We start from the raw sequence: 17,445 nt of genomic DNA, 5'->3' as shown, positions 1-17,445 counted from the left end.
TTTAAATATAACTGCCGTTAGTTTCCGATGCGGGCGGATGCTTTCGCACAGCACAATGTAAAATTGTTTGAGTGCCTGGCACCCATTCCACTTTCCACTTCCTTTTATTCTTTCATCGCTTTTTTCACAAAACGATTTATATCCACATCCGCACCTATAAGAAGCATAATATCCCCAAGTAAAATTTTGTCACTCGCTTGTGGGGAAACAATTATATCTGATCCTCGCTTTATACCTACAATGTTAATGCCATATTTCGCTCGAATATCTAAATCCATAATAGAGTAGCCTGCAATGGCATCATTTGCTTTTAGCTCCATGATTGAGTGTTCATCTGAAAGCTCTAAATAATCGAGTACCGTATTAGACAGCATATTATTGGCAATACGAATGCCCATATCACGCTCAGGATGCACAACAAAATCTGCCCCAATTTTTCTTAGCACTTTTTCATGATAGTCATTTTGAGCTTTTACTGTAATTTGCTGCACACCTATTTCTTTTAAAATAATTGTCGTTAAAATACTAGCCTGAATATCTTCGCCTATCGCGACAATAACATGTTCAAAATTACGAATGCCTAATGAATTTAATACCGATTCATCTGTTGAATCTGCAATAACGGCCTGAGTAGCAATCGCAGCAAATTCATCCACCCGTTCAGATGAATGATCTATCGCCATAACTTGCGCTCCTTGACTCATTAGTTCACGAACAATGCTTCCCCCAAAACGTCCAAGTCCAATGACAGCAAATTCTTTTTTCATCATTAAAAATCCCTCCGAAAACTACAATTACTTTATTTTAACTTATATTTACTCATATGTATCGTCAAAACAGGATACGATTCCCCATTTTATAAATTCTATCTATATCTTTCGACATTCTATCATACAACTACTAATTATTTACGCCTCAGCTTAACTGCGTACAATTTATTCAAACTTTCTCGAAAAGTCCCTTTTAAAATTTGTGACATCCGCCAGTTCCTACATTCTTGTAGGACTGTTGAAGCAAGATAAAAAAAGACGAGGATTTGAATATCCTCGTCTTTCAAATATTAAAATTACGCGTTACGCATTTCATCAAGAACTCGATTCACACGCTTTTCGAGCATCTTCATACCGCTTCCACCAGCTTGCATATGACGAAGCTGACCATCTTTATCGAAAACAAAGTACGCTGGAACGTATTGATTCTCAAATGCATCCGTTAGCTTCATTTCACTATCAACAAAAATTGGTTGCGTAATATCATGCTCTGCCGCAACAGCTTTAATTGTCTCTAAATCAGTATCTGCTTCAGAACGAGGCATATGCACAGCGATAACATTTAGTTCATCTTTATATTGATCACGGAAATTATTCACATCTGGCATTGCTTCTTTACATAAATGACAGCTAACTGACCAGAAATGGATTAATGTTGGTTTTTCACCAACTAGCTCTGCTTTTGTTACTTCACCATTTAACCACGTTGTTGCGCCTACAAGTTCAGGCATTTGTTCACGAAGTTTCATAAAAAATCCTCCCTAGAAAAAAATATCCCCACAAACGTATCGTGGGGACCCATTATTTATTTTATGCATCAATCACGTCATGGCGTAATTGCGTCAAGATTTTTTTCGAGCACGCTCGAAAATCACCTCATAAAATCTGTGACATCCGCTTATGTCAGCTGGGATGAACCCCCACTGAATTAGCTAACATTCGTCCCGTACTTATATAGGTAGTGGACTTTTGCTTAAACAAATTAAAGTGTTGCTTGACCTGGGCGCCAGTTTGCTGGGCAAAGACCACCAGTTTGTAATGCTTGTAGTACACGTAAAGTTTCATCTACATCACGGCCAATGTTATTATCGAATACTGTTTGATATTTTAATTCGCCTTCTGGATTAATAATAAATAAGCCACGTAGTGCGATACCTTCTTCTTCAATTAAAACGCCATATTCTTTCGAAATAGCATGGTTAGTATCTGCTGCTAATGGATATTTTAAATCGCCAAGCCCATTTTGAGTGCGATCTGTGTTAATCCAAGCTAAGTGTGTGTGGATTGTATCAGTTGATACACCGATTACTTCTGCATCTAAGTCTTCAAACTCGTCATAACGATCGCTCATTGCAGTAATTTCTGTTGGACATACAAAAGTGAAGTCCATTGGGTAGAAGAATAATACAGTCCATTTGTCTTGTGCTTTAATTTCTTCTAAAGATACTTTACCAAAAGATTTGTCTGCAAGTACTGCTTCCATTGTGAAATCTGGGGCTTGTTTACCTACCATGCGTTCTGCCATTATAAATCCCTCCGAATAATATGTAGTTTTATATTCTATTCGCACATGCGAACCGTCTTCTACGATAGCAAAGAAAGCACAGTTTTTCAACGAAGTTCACTTCTCCATGCTAAACGTCGCATAAGCATTGACAAATATTTGTCAAATACCCAAAAATAATCATGTCTACACATTAGTTATTTGCTACTTTTCGCAAATTTATTCTGGAAAAACTCAAAAATTTGCACGAAAATTATATGCATTTTTTCTATAAATTTCTTGTGCTTTTTTTCATCTAAAACGATTGCAAATTTTTTATTATTATGTATAATAGTAATGTTTTTAGTAAACTAAAAGTTTCGTTAAAGTAAACTTCATTTTCTAAAAGTTTATGATTGCTAAACTTCTTCTAGGAGGGAAAGGATGCAAATTGGAGGAAAAATTAAAGCACTTCGTTTGAAAAAAGGTCTTACCCAAGAAGAGCTTGGAGAACGTACTGATTTAAGTAAAGGCTATATTTCACAACTGGAGCGAGATTTGAATTCGCCTTCTATTGAAACGCTTTTTTCATTATTAGAAGTTTTAGGATCGACGCCAAAGGAATTTTTTGATGATGATGCACCAGAACAAAAAGTTGTCTACACTGAGGAAGATCAATCGACCTATACAGATGAAGAAAAAAAATATGAAATTCAATGGCTCATTCCTACTTCAAATGAAAAAGAAATGGAGCCCATCTTTTTGACACTTGCTGCTGATGGAGAATTTAAACAATTCGAACCATCTCTATCAGAAACTTTTATTTATATTGTCAAAGGGCGTATTCGTCTCGTTTTAGGGAATGAACAATATATAGCTAGTGAAGGTAATGCGCTCTATTTTGACGCAGCCGATCATCATCAAATTTTTAATGCACATGACGATGAGACAAAAATTTTACTCGTCGCAACTGATTCTTATTTATAGCTTAAGGAGGCGCTTCAATGACAACAAATTCAATTATCCGATTTGAAAATGTTTCAAAATCATATAGTGACGGTACAGTCGTCCTACAAAATATTAACTTAGAGCTTGAAAAAGGAAAGTTTTATACGTTACTCGGTCCTTCTGGTTGCGGTAAAACAACTATATTACGTATTATTGCTGGTTTCACAGAACCTACTACAGGTGATGTATTCTTCCACGATAAAAAAATTAATACTGTTCCAGCAAATGAACGCCAAGTTAACACGGTATTTCAGGATTATGCGTTATTTCCACATTTAAACGTTTTTGAAAACGTGGCATTTGGACTACGCATTAAAAAGCTTCCTGAAAGCAATATTAAAGAACGTGTGTCAGAAGCGCTTAAATTTGTCAATTTAGCAGGTTATGGCAATCGTGAAATTTCTGAAATGTCAGGTGGTCAACGTCAACGAGTGGCTATCGCTCGTGCCATTGTGAATGATCCAGAGGTAATTTTACTTGATGAGCCTCTTTCTGCACTAGACTTAAAACTTCGTACAGAAATGCAGTATGAACTACGTGAATTACAACAAAGACTTGGTAAAACTTTTGTATTTGTTACACATGACCAAGAGGAAGCTCTAGCCATGAGTGATGAAATATTTGTACTGAGTGAAGGTCAAATTCAACAATCAGGTACACCTGTAGATATCTATGATGAACCAATTAACCGTTTTGTTGCCGACTTTATCGGAGAATCAAACATTGTTAACGGTGTTATGATAGAAGATTTTACAGTTGAATTTGCGGGTAAAGTGTTTGAGTGTGTTGACCAAGGGATGAAACCAAATGAGAAAATAGATATTGTCATTCGTCCAGAGGATTTAGAAATTACAACAGTCGACAAAGGAAAATTAATTGTTAAAGTAGATACTCAATTATTCCGCGGGGTACATTATGAGCTTTCCACATATGACAAGGCTGGCAATGAATGGCTTGTACATTCATTGAAAAAAGCTGAAGTAGGGACAGAAATCGGATTAGACTTTGATCCAGAAGCCATTCATGTAATGCGCTTAAATGAAACTGAGGAAGAGTTCGATAAACGTCTAGAATCCTATGGAGATGACGAAGATGCAAACTAAAACTTCGAAATCCGCGTTATTTCCATACGTTTTATGGATTGCACTTTTTGTTATTGCGCCGATTGCTCTCGTTGTTTACTACTCCCTACTAGATTTACATGGCAATTTTACGCTTAATAACTACAAAGCTTTTTTCTCTTCTGTCTATTTAAAAATGACACTTAGTTCGTTTTGGTATGCGTTTTTAATAACATTCTTTACACTACTTATTTCATACCCAACAGCTTATTTTTTAACAAAGACAAAACACAAGCAGTTATGGCTGTTGCTCATTATTATTCCGTCTTGGATTAATTTATTGTTAAAAACATACGCGTTTATAGGAATTTTTGGTTTATATGGTCCGATTAACGCAGCGATTGAAGTATTCGGCTTTGATCCGCAGCAAATGCTATTCACAGATATTAGCTTTGTCTTTGTATCTGTTTATATTTTTATACCATTTATGATTTTACCAATTTTCAACTCATTGGATCGTCTAAATCCAACGCTTATATACGCAGCTCGCGACCTAGGCGCATCTGCTTTTACAACATTCCGTCGCGTCGTATTACCATTGACGATGGATGGTGTTAAATCTGGGATTCAAGTTGTATTTATTCCAGCTTTATCACTATTCATGATTACTCGCTTAATTGCAGGGAATCGTGTAATTACACTTGGTACAGCAATTGAACAGCAATTCCTTGTGACGCAAAACTGGGGTATGGGTTCAACGATTGCCGTATTTTTAATTTTATTCATGGTGATTATTATGCTTATTACAGGACAAAAGGATAAAGGAGGTCGCGTACGATGAGCAAACTTTCAACTTCTGCAAAAGTGTATTTAGCGATTGTTTTTCTCGTCCTGTATGCACCTATATTTTACTTAGTCTTTTACTCATTCAATAGTGGGGATTCCATGACTAACTTTCAATCCTTTACATTGGACCATTACAAGGCAGTATTCGAGGATTCAAGACTACTTGTTATTTTAATTAATACTGTAATTGTTGCACTGCTTTCTGCCCTTATCTCGACGATTATTGGCACATTAGGAGCAATCGGTATTGTTACAGTAAAAGATTCGAAAATGCGCAATACCCTACTCTCTCTAAATAATGTGTTAATCGTTAGTCCAGATGTTATTATCGGTGCAAGCTTTTTAATATTATTTACAATGGTTGGTATTAAACTAGGCTTTGCTTCGGTATTATTAGCCCATGTTGCGTTTAGTGTTCCTATTGTAGTACTTATGGTTTTACCGAAATTGCTAGAGATGAATAAGTCTTTAATTGATGCAGCTTTAGATCTTGGCGCTACGAAAAAAGATGTCATGATGCGCGTTATTTTACCGTATATTCAGCCTGGTATTTTTGCAGGTTTCTTTCTCGCTTTAACTTATTCATTGGATGACTTTGCCGTAACATTTTTTGTAACAGGAAATGGCTTTAGTACATTATCTGTTGAAATTTACTCGATGGCACGTGCAGGTATTTCTTTAACTGTTAACGCAATTTCTGGTTTAGTATTCTTCGTAACTATATTAGTTGTAGTCGGCTATTATTTCTTTACAAGCCGTACAAGTAAAAGAACGGGGGGACAACAATGAAATCTTTAATTCAAGCTACTATCGCCATTCTTGTCGTGTCCGCCCTTTTAATGTACGCTGCTGACGCAATGAGTGCGAACGGTGGTAAAAGTGGTAAAGATACATTAACTATTTTTAACTGGGGAGAATATATCGACCCTGATTTGCTAAAGCAATTTGAAAAAGAAACGGGTATCCATGTTATTTACGAAACATTTGACTCAAATGAGGCAATGATGACGAAAATTAAACAAGGGGGTACTGCTTACGATATTGCAGTGCCATCTGAATATATGATTGAAAAAATGAAGGAAGAAAACTTACTACTTCCGTTAGATAAAACGAAAATACCTAATTTTAAAAATATCGACCCGTATTTTCTCGATTTGCCATTTGATGATAACAATGAATACTCTGTTCCTTATTTCTGGGGCACAGTAGGTATTGTCTATAATCCAGATTTGGTCGGTGACTTAGATTTCTCTTCTTGGGAAGATTTATGGGACCCATCGTTAAAACGTAAAGTCTTTTTAGTAGATGGTGCACGTGAAGTTATTGGCATGGGCTTAAATAGTCTTGGTCTTTCCCTTAACTCGTTAGATGACCATGAGTTACGTCAGGCTACAAATAAACTAATTACACTTGCCCCAAACGTTAAAGCAATCATCGGAGATGAAATTACACCTTTAATGATTAATAACGAAGCAGCTGTTGCTTTGACATGGTCTGGTCAAGCAGCAGATATGTTATTCGAAAATGAAGACTTAGACTTTGCTGTTCCAGAAGAAGGCTCAAACTTGTGGTTTGACAATATGGTTATCCCAAAAACTTCGAAAAATGTTGATGGTGCACATGCTTTTATTAACTTTATGTTGAAAGCGGAATCTGGTGCTCAAAATGCTGATTATGTAGGTTATTCTACTCCTAATATTGCAGCGATGAACTTAATGGATAAAGAAGTTGTAACTGATGAGCGCTTCTACCCTTCCGAGGATCAACGTAAAACATTAGAAGTATATAAAAACCTAGGGCCAGATTATTTAGGCAAATACAATGAATTGTTTTTAGAATTTAAAATGAGTATTCGATAAATACTAAAGTGGAAAAACAATATTTTTCTCTCCCTGAGTGTCGACAAAAGGCATCAAGAATTTAAATACTTGGTGTCTTTTGTCATTTTTTCTTTCGATATTTATAATATCGAATTACTCTTCCGATGTGTTCAGTTGATTGAAGCGGAAGGCGGCGACTCCTGCGGGAACGCACAACACGTAAGACGCAACAGACCGCGCGCCAGCGAGGGTTGCGGCTTACGGTGTGCCCGCGGAATGCGACGCCCGTAGCGGAAATCAATTGTAGTTTTCATTTCTATTTAAAAAGAAGATAGCCATGAGGCATCGGTATTATTTTGGTACATTCTATTTTTTCCCTTTTGGTGGTCACAAAATTGAATTTCTTTAACCCACTTGTTCAGTTGATTGGAGCGGAGGGCGGCGACTCCTGCGGGAACGCACAACACGTAAGACGCAACAGACCGCGCGCCAGCGAGGGTTGCGGCTTACGGTGTGCCCGCGGAATGCGACGCCCGTAGCGGAAATCAATTGTATTATTCAGAGGAAAAACAATGTCTTCGTTCCGATGACCAGGTCATTCATCTACGACTATAATCCAATAGCCAAGCAATATTTCTTTATGATAGACTGTAATAATGTTTCAATAGAAAAAAGGGGGGGATTCAATGACCCAGCAGAAGTCAAACAAGGCGGCTTTGTATATTTTAATGTTTAATATGTTTATCGCTATGGGGAGCATCGGAATTATTATTCCTGTTATGCCAAAGTATTTACATATATTTGGTGCAGCAGGACAAGTTCTTGGCATGTTAATTGCAACGTTCGCCTTTGCACAATTCATTTTTTCTCCAATTGCTGGGAATCTTTCGGATCGATATGGTCGAAAAAACTTGATTGTTTTTGGTCTGATTGTAACTGGTATTGGGCAAATTTCGTTCGGGCTATCTACAGACGTATGGATGCTTTTTGTTGCTCGTTTCTTAGGAGGTTTAGGTTCTGCCTTTGTAGCACCTCCAATTATGGCGTTTGTAGCAGATATCACAACGTATGAAGAACGAGGTAAAGGAATGGGCATGTTAGGTGCCGCTATGTCTCTTGGTTTTATGATTGGACCAGGTATTGGTGGATTCTTATCTAAAGTTAGTTTGCATTTCCCATTCTTTATGGCTGGAGGAGCTGCTATTATTGCCTCTATCCTTTCATTGTTGTTATTACCTTCTACAAAACCAAGTGCAGCTCAAAAAGCACAAAAGCAAGATAATCTTGTGAGGCAGATGGCACGTTCAGTCCAAATGCCATACTTTGTCATGTTGATTATTATGCTTGTGTTCTCGTTCGGCATCGCCAATTTCCAAACAACATTATCATTATTTGTGACAGACAAATTTAACTACACACCTACCGATATTGCGATAATTTTAACTGTAGGTGGTGCATTTGGTGTTGTTGTGCAGATGTTCATCATCACACCACTCTTTAAGCGCTTTGGGGAAATGAAAGTTGTATTAGTCAATTTATTTATTGCTGCTGTAGCTATTTTCCTAATATTATTTGTTTCTGGCTTTGCACTTATTTTAGTTGTCGCAACGATTTTCTCCACGGCAACAACACTTATTCGCCCAGCCGTCAACACACTGATTTCTAAACTTGCTGGCAATGAACAAGGTTTAGCCGCTGGACTTACCAATGCCTATATGAGTCTTGGAAATATGATTGGTCCTGCACTTGCGGGTCTTTTATTCGATTGGAATATGAACAGTCCGTATATATTTGGAGCAATTATTTTAATGACATGTTTCTTAGTAGCGCTCATTTGGACATTGAAAAAGGCGCCGCATCTTATGCAGCCTGATACAAATTAGTCCATTGACAATTATTTGTAATATGGTACATTTATTATCGAAAAATTAAATCGTTTAACACCACTAGGGGAGTCTTTACAAGGCTGAGACGTATATGCTCATATACGGACCCTTTGAACCTGATCTAGTTCACACTAGCGGAGGGAAGTGGCGACGCTTGCTTTCATGTAATTTAAAAATGCAAGGCCGCTTCCTTTCGTGACAAGGAAGCGGCTTTTTTGTATTCATTTGACAGTGCTATCGGAAATTTCGGGACCTATCGGCGATTTCTAGCATTTTACCGGCGGTTCACTTTGTTCTATCGGCGATTCATCGCACAAAACTAAAAGGAGTAACTATCATGTCTATTCGAAAACTAACTACTATGGCTTTATTAGTAGCTATTGCAGTAGCAGGCTCTACTTTTGTCTCCATTCCAACTGGCATTGCTCGTGCTTATCCTGTACAACATGCGATCAATGTCATCTGTGCCATTCTATTAGGTCCTATGCCTTCTATCATCGTTGCTATAGTTACAGCATTGATTCGTATATTAACAGGCACAGGCTCTCTTTTAGCGATTCCTGGAAGCGTCATCGGTGCGGCATGTGCAGCCTTTGCTTATAAATACAGTCGCAACAACTGGCTAGCTGGTGTTGGTGAAGTATTTGGCACAGGTATTATGGCCTCATTAGTCGCTGTACCATATGCGCAATTATTAATGGGAACATCCGTAGGTGCATTATTTTTTATGCCTGCATTTTTGACATCTAGTTTAATTGGAGCATTTCTTGGTATTATGATTGCTAGCAGTCTACGGAAAACCACATCGCATATGCTTATTACGAAGTAACTTTGTTTATACAAAAACGATGGCACATGCTTTTAGCAATGTGCCATCGTTTTTTTGATTAAGAGCGTTTTTTCATTCCTTTTAATAGCTGTGCAACGTTCGTGTCCTCCGCCTGTACGGTTGCTTCTTCTACAGACTTTTCTTTTTGCTTATGCCTTGTTATAAAGCTCCATCCAAAGCGTCGAATCGTAATATCTACGAAGAATAATAGCATCCCCGTTAATAGTAACCATGTTGCAATATTTTGGCGCTCTGCTCCTTTGTTAGTGAACTTACGGAACACGTCTTGTGGTTCTTTCAAGACAGAGCCACCAGTTCGCTTCGTTAGTTGCTCGACAAGTGTCTCATTCACAGGACGTAATTCATATTCTGCACTGTACGGTACGCTTAGACCAGCCTGATAAATGGCCTGCTCTTCGTCAGCAATACGGAAAAAAATCAACCCTGGTTTAGCTTTGACAACTGCACGTACTTGCGAGGCAGAAATCGTTTCAAGCTGCAAATCAAGCTCCTCGCCAGATTCATCGACAGCGACAATATCTAAAAATGCAGCTTCATTTGTCGGGTCCGTGATGATAAATGAGCCATCTGTATCAAGACGTACATCATAGGCTACATCATTATAACTTGGTAGCATTTGCGAAATGATTGTTTGCCAAAATGATCCCCATTCTTGCCACCTTGCCCAGTCACCAGCCCATTTCCCTGTCGAATCTGATGTGAAAGCAAAAGTTTTACCAAGTCCATATTGCCATTGTGCCAATACAGGGTCTTCCTTCTCGCTTTCAGCTATCACAGCAGCTCCCTGCTTCGCTGTCGTGCCAATATATGCATTCATTTGTGGCACACCATTTGCAAAGAGTGCATTCCATCCAGCTGCATTATAAATTGTAGGGTAAAATGGATTGTCTTCTATATAAGTACGTGAAATCATTGCTGTCTCACGCGATAAAATTGAAGGAATTGTTTGTTCATCAATGACATCATAGAAACGACCACTACCCATTTCACTTAATGACTGTAGTAAGTTGCCATCTGCATCTTGTCCAATCGCCACTGTAGAAAGTGTAATCCCTTGTTCCTTACCATTTTCAATTAAATCCTCATAATTGCCTGATTGCGACTGTCCATCAGTTAATAAAATAATATGCTTCCTCTGCAATTTTAAATCTGCCAAACTATCATACGCCGCTGCAAGTGAGCTATATATTTCCGTACCACCACCTGGAGTCACCGATAAAATCGTATCGACTGCTTCCTCTTTATTACCAAGCGGTCCAGTTTCAATGATTTCCCAAGGTCGATCATCAAAGGCAATAAACCCAAGCGTATCCTCATCGCGTAACATTTCAACTGATCGCGCGGCAGCTTCTTTCGCTAGCTCTAATTTTGAGCCATACATACTTCCTGAACGGTCAAGTACGATGACAAGTCCTAACGACGGCAATTGCTCTTTACCCTTTATCTCCATCTCAACAGGTAATAATGTTTCAATCGGAGTTTTAAAATAGCCACCCAAGCCGAAGCTATTTTCACCACCGACCATTGTAAAACCAACACCAAAGTTTTTGACTGCCTGCTCAATCACACTCATCTTCGCTTCACCGACTAAGTGTCCAGGTACATTATCGAAGATAATAGCGTTATATTGCAAATAGCTAGAAAGTTCATTTGGCAAGCTTGCTGCATCTATCACATCATAGGAGATTGAATTCGCCCCTAGAGCTGCAGCAATTGGTGATGCCGTATCGTAGCCATTAACAATGAGTAAATGTGGCTCACTTTGCACCATTGTAATACTTGTTAATTTATTATTTTCAAAAATCGCATCCTGTCCAACTTGCACGTGCGCCTCATATTTTACAAGCCCCTCTGCAGTTGCCGTATGTTTATATGTGAAAACATTTGAACCTTGTGCAAGTTCCACAGACTCGCGATGAATGAGTTCGTCATTTTCGTACAGTAATAGTTCCCCTTGTCCTGGAGCTGTAGCATTTACTTCCGTAACAAGCTGCTGCTGTTCACCTACGTAAGCTACTTGTGGTGTGACAAAGCTTTTTAGCGACACATCATTCGTCACGCTTTGATGAAATGGAACGACATCTACACTAATATTGGAGCCCTTTAGCTTCGTTGCAAAATCTAGCGCACTCCCTTGTGTCTCATTGGCATCTGTTAGTAAAACAAGTCTTGTTGCCTTTTTAGGATCGACAATACCTGTAGCAAGTTGAAGACTTTGCTCAATATTCGTTTGATCTGTTCCTTTGACTTCAGTAAATTTGGGAACTTCCTTTAATGATTTCGATAAAATCGCTTCTGTTTGGAGAGTTGATGAAAAAGAGTAAATCCCTGCAAGTTGTTCATCCTTTTTCGATTTCAAACTTTCCTCTATAAAACTAGTCATTTCCGCTTCTGTATTATTCATCGAAGCAGAACGGTCAACTAAATATAATACTTGCTCGTCCTTTACTGGTAATAAAATATAGGGCGCTGCGAGTGCAAAGACCAAACAACCGATTGCTATTACACGAATGCTCATTACAACAAGATGACTTTTTTTCAGGCGCATACGCTCTTGCCAATAAGTCCACCCAAAGTACATAAACAATGGTACTAATAACAATAAGGCTAATGGCGTATCAATTCGTAAATCCACGACGTCGTTGCACCTCCCACTCTGCTACAAGCAAACCTAAAATAATAAGTATTAACCAAGGGACAAATGAAGCCTTTGATACTTCTTCTTTGCCATTTTGTTGAAGCTCTCCAAGCGTATAGCTTGTCCCTTCTTCTATCACACGTTCAGGTGCCTGTAGTTGCACGATAAGACGTTTTTCTTCATTACTTGAGCGAGCCATGTAAATACCTGGCTGCATCGGTGCAGTTAATAAACCGTTAGTGATTGTCGATAAAAATTCATCGTCCTCAGAATAGACACTCCATTCTCCCTGTGCTAACGCAACTGAACGTTGCTCATTTGGTGCGAAAATGCCAAGAGATCCTACTGTTTCCGATAATTGTTGTTCCGCACTCCATAAAAATAAAGGGAACGAAGGATATAATGGCCAATCCGTATCTGCAATATCAGCTAGAACGATAATATCCCCTTGTGGTGATCGTTGAATAAACGGTTTATCACCTACTGTGGCAATTGTTTTATAGCCATCAAAAGAAGGATACAGAGCACTTACATAAATATCATTTAACTCACTAAATGCAAATAAAGCATCGCTCGTTGTTTTTACCTCACCATTGATTTCCTTTTTTTCAACATCATCACGTCCAATTAACACTAACGGTCTCTGTATTTTTTGAAGTAATGATGTTTGATTTGTTACGATGGTAGCATTTTGGTTATCCGCTAGTTGTAATGACGGCACAATCTTTACATTATCGTTAATAGATTGAAAGCCCTTTTGAATAAGTTGATGCATGTTTTGATCGACAACGATATTCGATGTAGCAGTTTGAAGTACAACCGATTGTGTATTATCCACTGCATAATCATCTTTCACATCAATCTTCGCTGTTATAGTATCCATTAAAGGTAAATCTTTAAATGTTTTAGTCGTAGCCTCATTCGCTGTTAAAGATATTTGCTCGTCTATTATCACTTCACCTTGATTATTTTGAAGTGTAATTGTCAGTTCATGCTCCTGGTCGGTATCGTTTTGTAGTTGCACTAACGCCATGGTAGATTTTCCATCTGTCGTTGCAGCAAAGCGTGTAATTGCAACATTTGCTAATCCCTTTTCTGAACCATAAACGAGCCATTTCACTGAATCTTTCTCCATTGGTAATTGTTTTTTATCGAGTGAATCTGTAAAGACATAAATCGATGTTTGCGAATCACCAACAAATGCTTGTGCAACGTCAAGTGCCTTATTCATTTGCGCAGTTTCATACGTTACATGTAAATCTTGTATCGCTTTTTCAATATTTTTCACATTCGTTTCCTGCTGTAGTACTGCTTGTGGCGTATTGCCAGATGTTATTAATGTGACAGGTCGTCCGTCAAGTTGGTCCACTAATGATTGCATTTCTTTTTTATGTGCATCAAATGTGGATTGCTCTTTACCGGCTAGCATTGTAGCAGATGTATCAACGATAAAAATCGTCTGCGCACCCGCAATAGTACTTTTTTTCACATACGGATTCATCAGTGCTAGCACTAATAGGAGCAATGCTAGCAATTGCAAATAGAGCAACGCATTTTTTTGTAAATGCTTTAAATATGGAGAAACCCGAGTTTCTTGCATAATTTCAGACCAAAATAGTGTTGAGGACACCGTTTGATCGGTATATTTTTTTCGAAAGAAATAATAAAGCAGGACAATGACCGGGATGATGGCCGTCCAGCTAAAAATAATTTGACTAAAGCCCAAAACGACTCACCTCACCTAATCCAATGTGCTTTTAATAATTGCTGAAAGATTGCATATTGCAAACCGTCCTCCACCTTGAGTTGCAGTTTACGCACGCCAAAGCGACGACAAATGGCTTCAAACTCCTCTTCGTGAAGGCGTCGTCTTGCCTCATACGTATTTAGTACTTTTGATGATATCGTGACATTTACATCACGCCCTGTTTCACGGTCGAGTAAACGCACATCTCCCGAATAATGGGGTGATAGCTCCTCCTCAGTAACGATTTGTAAAATGCGAACATCTCCTGCAAAACGGGGTAATCTTTTCAATAACTGTTCCCATTCCTCAATAGGTTCAAGCCCATCAGTCACGATGAATAGCACTGTGCTATCCTTTGGTAAAGCCTTTAATGCTCCCTGTGCAAAGCCTGCTGTATAAGTTGCTTTTTCAATATCTGTTACAACTTGCAAAAATGCACGACGATACATAGCACCTTTACGACGAAACGGTGGCTTCACGTCATCCTGCACATAAGCAAACGATAAACGGTCATCACGCCCAAGAACCATTAATCCAAGTGAAGCGACGATTTGCCGCGCAAACGTCCATTTTGCTTGATCGCCCATTGATTTTGTTGCATCTAATAAAATATGCACTCTCATTTCTTGCTCATCTAAAAAACGTTTAATAAAATATTTATCGGTTCTTGCATAGACGTTCCAATCTACTTGTCGCACATCATCACCTAAATGATATTCGCGGAAATCAGAGAAATCGAGGGATGCTCCGAAGCGCTGCGAACGGTGCGAGCCTTTATGCTGGCCACGCAATTTGGAGGCAGTCGCCACTTGGAAACGACTTATTTTCGCTAACCAATCTTCGGGCAATATGTTTTTTGTCATCGACTTACGCCTTGCTGTACTTTTTCTAAAATAACGTCTATCACATCATCTGCTGTTTTACCTGAAGCCTCCCCTTCATAATTCAGCAGCATTCGGTGACGTAATACGGGCTTCGCCACTGACTTAATATCTCCAACCGATACATGAAAGCGTCCACTCATTAAAGCTCTAGCTTTCGCTAACTTAATTAAGCTTTGCAAGCCACGAGGACCACTGCCATACAGTACATAGTGCCTTACTTCATCGATAGTATCTACGCTTTCAGGATGTGTTGCCACTACAAGATCTGCTGCAAACTCAAGCATCTCATCAGCAATCATCACTTCCTTAACCATTTGCTGTGCCCTAATCAGTCCATCTGTATCCAAAACTTTTTGTAAGCTTACTTCCTGCGCACCTGTTGTCCGCTTCATAATTTCCATAAGCTCACTTTTCTCTGGATAGGGAACGAGAATTTTACAAAGGAAACGGTCCATTTGCGCCTCAGGCAACGGATATGTACCTTCCATTTCAATTGGGTTTTGTGTAGCTAGGACGAAAAATGGTTTTGCCATTTTCTTCGTATCACCTAAAATCGTAACCGTTTTTTCTCCCATTGCTTCAAGCAAGGCACTTTGCGTTTTTGGTGTTGCACGGTTAATTTCATCTGCCAATACCATTTGACTAAAAATTGGTCCTGGCTGGAATGTAAACTGCTGTCTGCCATCTGCTGTGCGCTCAATCATGCTTGTTCCTGTAATATCAGCAGGCATTAAGTCCGGCGTGAATTGAATACGTGAAAAAGATAAATCGAGCACTTCAGAGATTGTTCGAATGAGCATCGTTTTCCCCAATCCAGGAAGCCCCTCTAACAGCGCATGACCGTCTGCAAGGACTGCATATAATGTGTAATCAATTGCTTCTTCTTGTCCAACAATAAAACGATGAATTTCATCTTTTACTTGTTGTAATTTCATACCCATTTCGACATACTGTTGTTCTGTAAATGCCATGTTTTCTCCTCCTACTGCTGCTCAATAGTCGTGAAATATGATTGCACGACTTGTTGTAAATCCTTCGGTAATTGTAAACGCTCAGAGCTTTCTAAATAGCTATCTTTATATGAGCCAATTACTTCTTCATACGGTTTGATAGTACCCTTCGTAATCGGACCATTTCCTTGTTGCTCAGATACATGCGAACCGTCGCCTAATTGCCCACCATCGACAGTCGTTTCGTTAGATCCACCAATTCTAGGTGTAGTTAATAAATTACGGCTGCCTTGACCGCGCCCCGCACCATTTCCTTGTCCTTGTCCTTGTCCTTGTCCTTGTCCTTGTCCTTGTCCTTGACCTTGGCCTTGACCTTGACCTTGACCCTGTCCTTGACCTTGGCCCTGTCCTTGACCTTGGCCCTGTCCTTGACCTTGCTGATTGCCTTGTGATTGCCCATTGCCTGTTGCTTGCTGGGAACCATTTTGGGAATTATTTTGTCCTTGCTGTCCCGATTGCCCTTTTTGACTGCTCGGCTGTGCGTTTCCTGAAGAATGTTGATTCGAGTTTGAATTGCTCTGCTGGTTATTATTTGTACTATTAGCACTGGCAATAGCATTTTGTAATGTATTGCTTGCTGGTTTCCCTAAATTGCTCATCGCAGTTTGCGTTGTATTTGCACTTTGTGTAAGCTGCTGCTGCGTCTGAGCAAGCTCTTTCAACTGTGCGATTTCCTCTTTTGATAAAGCATCATTGTTATTGTCTGCAGCGCCTTCTTTACTCACAGTTTGCTTATCTTTTAATTGCTGTTCTTTAAGAGCTAATTCCTTCTGTTTTTTCACAACTTCACGTAATGCTTCTTCTGCTGTTTGTGTTTCTTTTAATGTATTTTGTAACTCTTTTAACTGCTCTTTCACTTCTTTTGTCTCTGCTTTTTTCTCTAACTTGGCAACTTCTTTTTTAATGTCCTCAATAACAGCCTTTTCTTTTTCAACTTCAATCGCTTCAATTTGCGTTGCAGCTGGGAACATGTAAAGTACTGCTATTACGACAGCTGTCACAAAAAGGCCGACGAAAGCTTTAGTTCGAAACAAATTTTTCTTTCTAGCTTTAAATTCAGCAAATGCTTTTTCCGATTTCTGGACAGCTTTTGTAAGTAAAGATTGTACGAGTGGATCTTTGTCTTCTTTAAATGACAATGCTGTTACTAATTCATTATGAGGGAAGAAATGATCCAACGCATGCAATGCTTCCTTCTCTTTAACACGTCGCCACCATATTAAAACGACTGTAACAAGTATGCCAATAATAAATGTAGCAAAAGCAATCTGACGATAATATGGCCAAACAAACAATCTTGATACAAGGACGAGCAAAGCACTCGAAAGCAATGCTAAAAACAACCCGTACTGTGCAATTGGTAGACTTCTCTCAAATGTTAAACTGTTTTTTGCACGCTGAATAAATTTTCGTAATTGCTGTCGACGTTCCATGCTGTTTCC

15 protein-coding genes and 1 riboswitch are annotated in these 17,445 nt (G+C 38.9%); of the genes, 7 read left to right on the top strand and 8 right to left on the bottom strand.

From position 1 onward, the window contains the following. Positions 1 to 104 precede the first annotated feature (104 nt). The 3 genes from ACIQXJ_RS00850 to ACIQXJ_RS00840 form a co-directional block, all read right to left on the bottom strand. A complete protein-coding gene (locus ACIQXJ_RS00850; protein ID WP_024362220.1) occupies positions 105 to 767 on the bottom strand; it encodes a potassium channel family protein in 663 nt (220 codons plus the stop codon). 299 nt (positions 768 to 1,066) lie between these two features. Next, complete coding sequence (locus tag ACIQXJ_RS00845; RefSeq protein ID WP_340826099.1) at positions 1,067 to 1,519, bottom strand: TlpA family protein disulfide reductase; 453 nt, start codon at positions 1,517 to 1,519, stop codon at positions 1,067 to 1,069. Between the two features lie 233 nt (positions 1,520 to 1,752). Beyond that, the gene (locus ACIQXJ_RS00840) at positions 1,753 to 2,295 is read right to left on the bottom strand and encodes a peroxiredoxin (RefSeq protein WP_401009626.1); all 543 of its coding nucleotides are present in this window, start codon (positions 2,293 to 2,295) and stop codon (positions 1,753 to 1,755) included. A gap of 402 nt (positions 2,296 to 2,697) precedes the next feature. Here ACIQXJ_RS00840 and ACIQXJ_RS00835 point away from each other — a divergent pair, with 402 nt between their 5' ends. The 7 genes from ACIQXJ_RS00835 (at position 2,698) to thiW (ending at position 9,703) form a co-directional block, all read left to right on the top strand. Next, complete coding sequence (locus ACIQXJ_RS00835; protein WP_024362223.1) at positions 2,698 to 3,240, top strand: helix-turn-helix domain-containing protein; 543 nt, start codon at positions 2,698 to 2,700, stop codon at positions 3,238 to 3,240. A 17-nt stretch (positions 3,241 to 3,257) separates the two neighbouring features. Next, positions 3,258 to 4,364: an ABC transporter ATP-binding protein gene (locus ACIQXJ_RS00830; RefSeq protein ID WP_403048610.1), complete on the top strand. Its 1,107-nt coding sequence runs from the start codon at positions 3,258 to 3,260 to the stop codon at positions 4,362 to 4,364. Then, on the top strand, positions 4,354 to 5,163 hold the full coding sequence (locus ACIQXJ_RS00825; protein ID WP_403048607.1) for an ABC transporter permease: 810 nt from the start codon (positions 4,354 to 4,356) through the stop codon (positions 5,161 to 5,163). The genes ACIQXJ_RS00830 and ACIQXJ_RS00825 overlap by 11 nt, the downstream gene beginning before the upstream one ends. Continuing rightward, entirely contained in the window at positions 5,160 to 5,957 is a 798-nt protein-coding gene (locus ACIQXJ_RS00820) for an ABC transporter permease (RefSeq protein ID WP_401009629.1), read from the top strand. Before ACIQXJ_RS00825 ends, ACIQXJ_RS00820 begins: the two co-directional genes overlap by 4 nt. After that, positions 5,954 to 7,027: an ABC transporter substrate-binding protein gene (locus ACIQXJ_RS00815; RefSeq protein ID WP_403048604.1), complete on the top strand. Its 1,074-nt coding sequence runs from the start codon at positions 5,954 to 5,956 to the stop codon at positions 7,025 to 7,027. Before ACIQXJ_RS00820 ends, ACIQXJ_RS00815 begins: the two co-directional genes overlap by 4 nt. Positions 7,028 to 7,674: 647 nt before the next feature. Further along, entirely contained in the window at positions 7,675 to 8,871 is a 1,197-nt protein-coding gene (locus ACIQXJ_RS00810) for an MFS transporter (protein ID WP_403048599.1), read from the top strand. Between the two features lie 55 nt (positions 8,872 to 8,926). Next, positions 8,927 to 9,034, top strand: a riboswitch (TPP riboswitch). Between the two features lie 177 nt (positions 9,035 to 9,211). Beyond that, positions 9,212 to 9,703 (top strand): energy coupling factor transporter S component ThiW, encoded by a 492-nt coding sequence (gene thiW / locus ACIQXJ_RS00805; protein WP_403048596.1) that lies wholly within the window; start codon positions 9,212 to 9,214, stop codon positions 9,701 to 9,703. A 58-nt stretch (positions 9,704 to 9,761) separates the two neighbouring features. Here thiW and ACIQXJ_RS00800 read toward each other — a convergent pair whose 3' ends face one another. Genes ACIQXJ_RS00800 through ACIQXJ_RS00780 form a run of 5 tightly spaced genes read right to left on the bottom strand, consistent with a single transcriptional unit; the run spans position 9,762 to position 17,436 of the window. After that, positions 9,762 to 12,359, bottom strand: coding sequence for a VWA domain-containing protein (locus ACIQXJ_RS00800; RefSeq protein ID WP_403048593.1), 2,598 nt, complete (start codon positions 12,357 to 12,359; stop codon positions 9,762 to 9,764). Then, positions 12,343 to 14,088, bottom strand: coding sequence for a vWA domain-containing protein (locus ACIQXJ_RS00795; RefSeq protein WP_403048590.1), 1,746 nt, complete (start codon positions 14,086 to 14,088; stop codon positions 12,343 to 12,345). Before ACIQXJ_RS00795 ends, ACIQXJ_RS00800 begins: the two co-directional genes overlap by 17 nt. Before the next feature lie 11 nt (positions 14,089 to 14,099). Then, the gene (locus tag ACIQXJ_RS00790) at positions 14,100 to 14,972 is read right to left on the bottom strand and encodes a DUF58 domain-containing protein (RefSeq protein WP_403048587.1); all 873 of its coding nucleotides are present in this window, start codon (positions 14,970 to 14,972) and stop codon (positions 14,100 to 14,102) included. After that, positions 14,969 to 15,964 carry an AAA family ATPase gene (locus ACIQXJ_RS00785; RefSeq protein ID WP_403048584.1) on the bottom strand — a complete coding sequence of 332 codons (996 nt, stop codon included), beginning with the start codon at positions 15,962 to 15,964 and terminating at the stop codon, positions 14,969 to 14,971. The genes ACIQXJ_RS00790 and ACIQXJ_RS00785 overlap by 4 nt, the downstream gene beginning before the upstream one ends. Before the next feature lie 11 nt (positions 15,965 to 15,975). Next, positions 15,976 to 17,436: a hypothetical protein gene (locus ACIQXJ_RS00780; RefSeq protein ID WP_403048581.1), complete on the bottom strand. Its 1,461-nt coding sequence runs from the start codon at positions 17,434 to 17,436 to the stop codon at positions 15,976 to 15,978. Positions 17,437 to 17,445: the final 9 nt, after the last annotated feature.

This window comes from Lysinibacillus sp. NPDC097868, from assembly GCF_044761135.1.
Classification (GTDB): domain Bacteria; phylum Bacillota; class Bacilli; order Bacillales_A; family Planococcaceae; genus Lysinibacillus.
The sequence above is the reverse complement of the archived record's forward strand: the minus strand, read 5'-3'. Positions and strand labels throughout refer to the sequence as shown.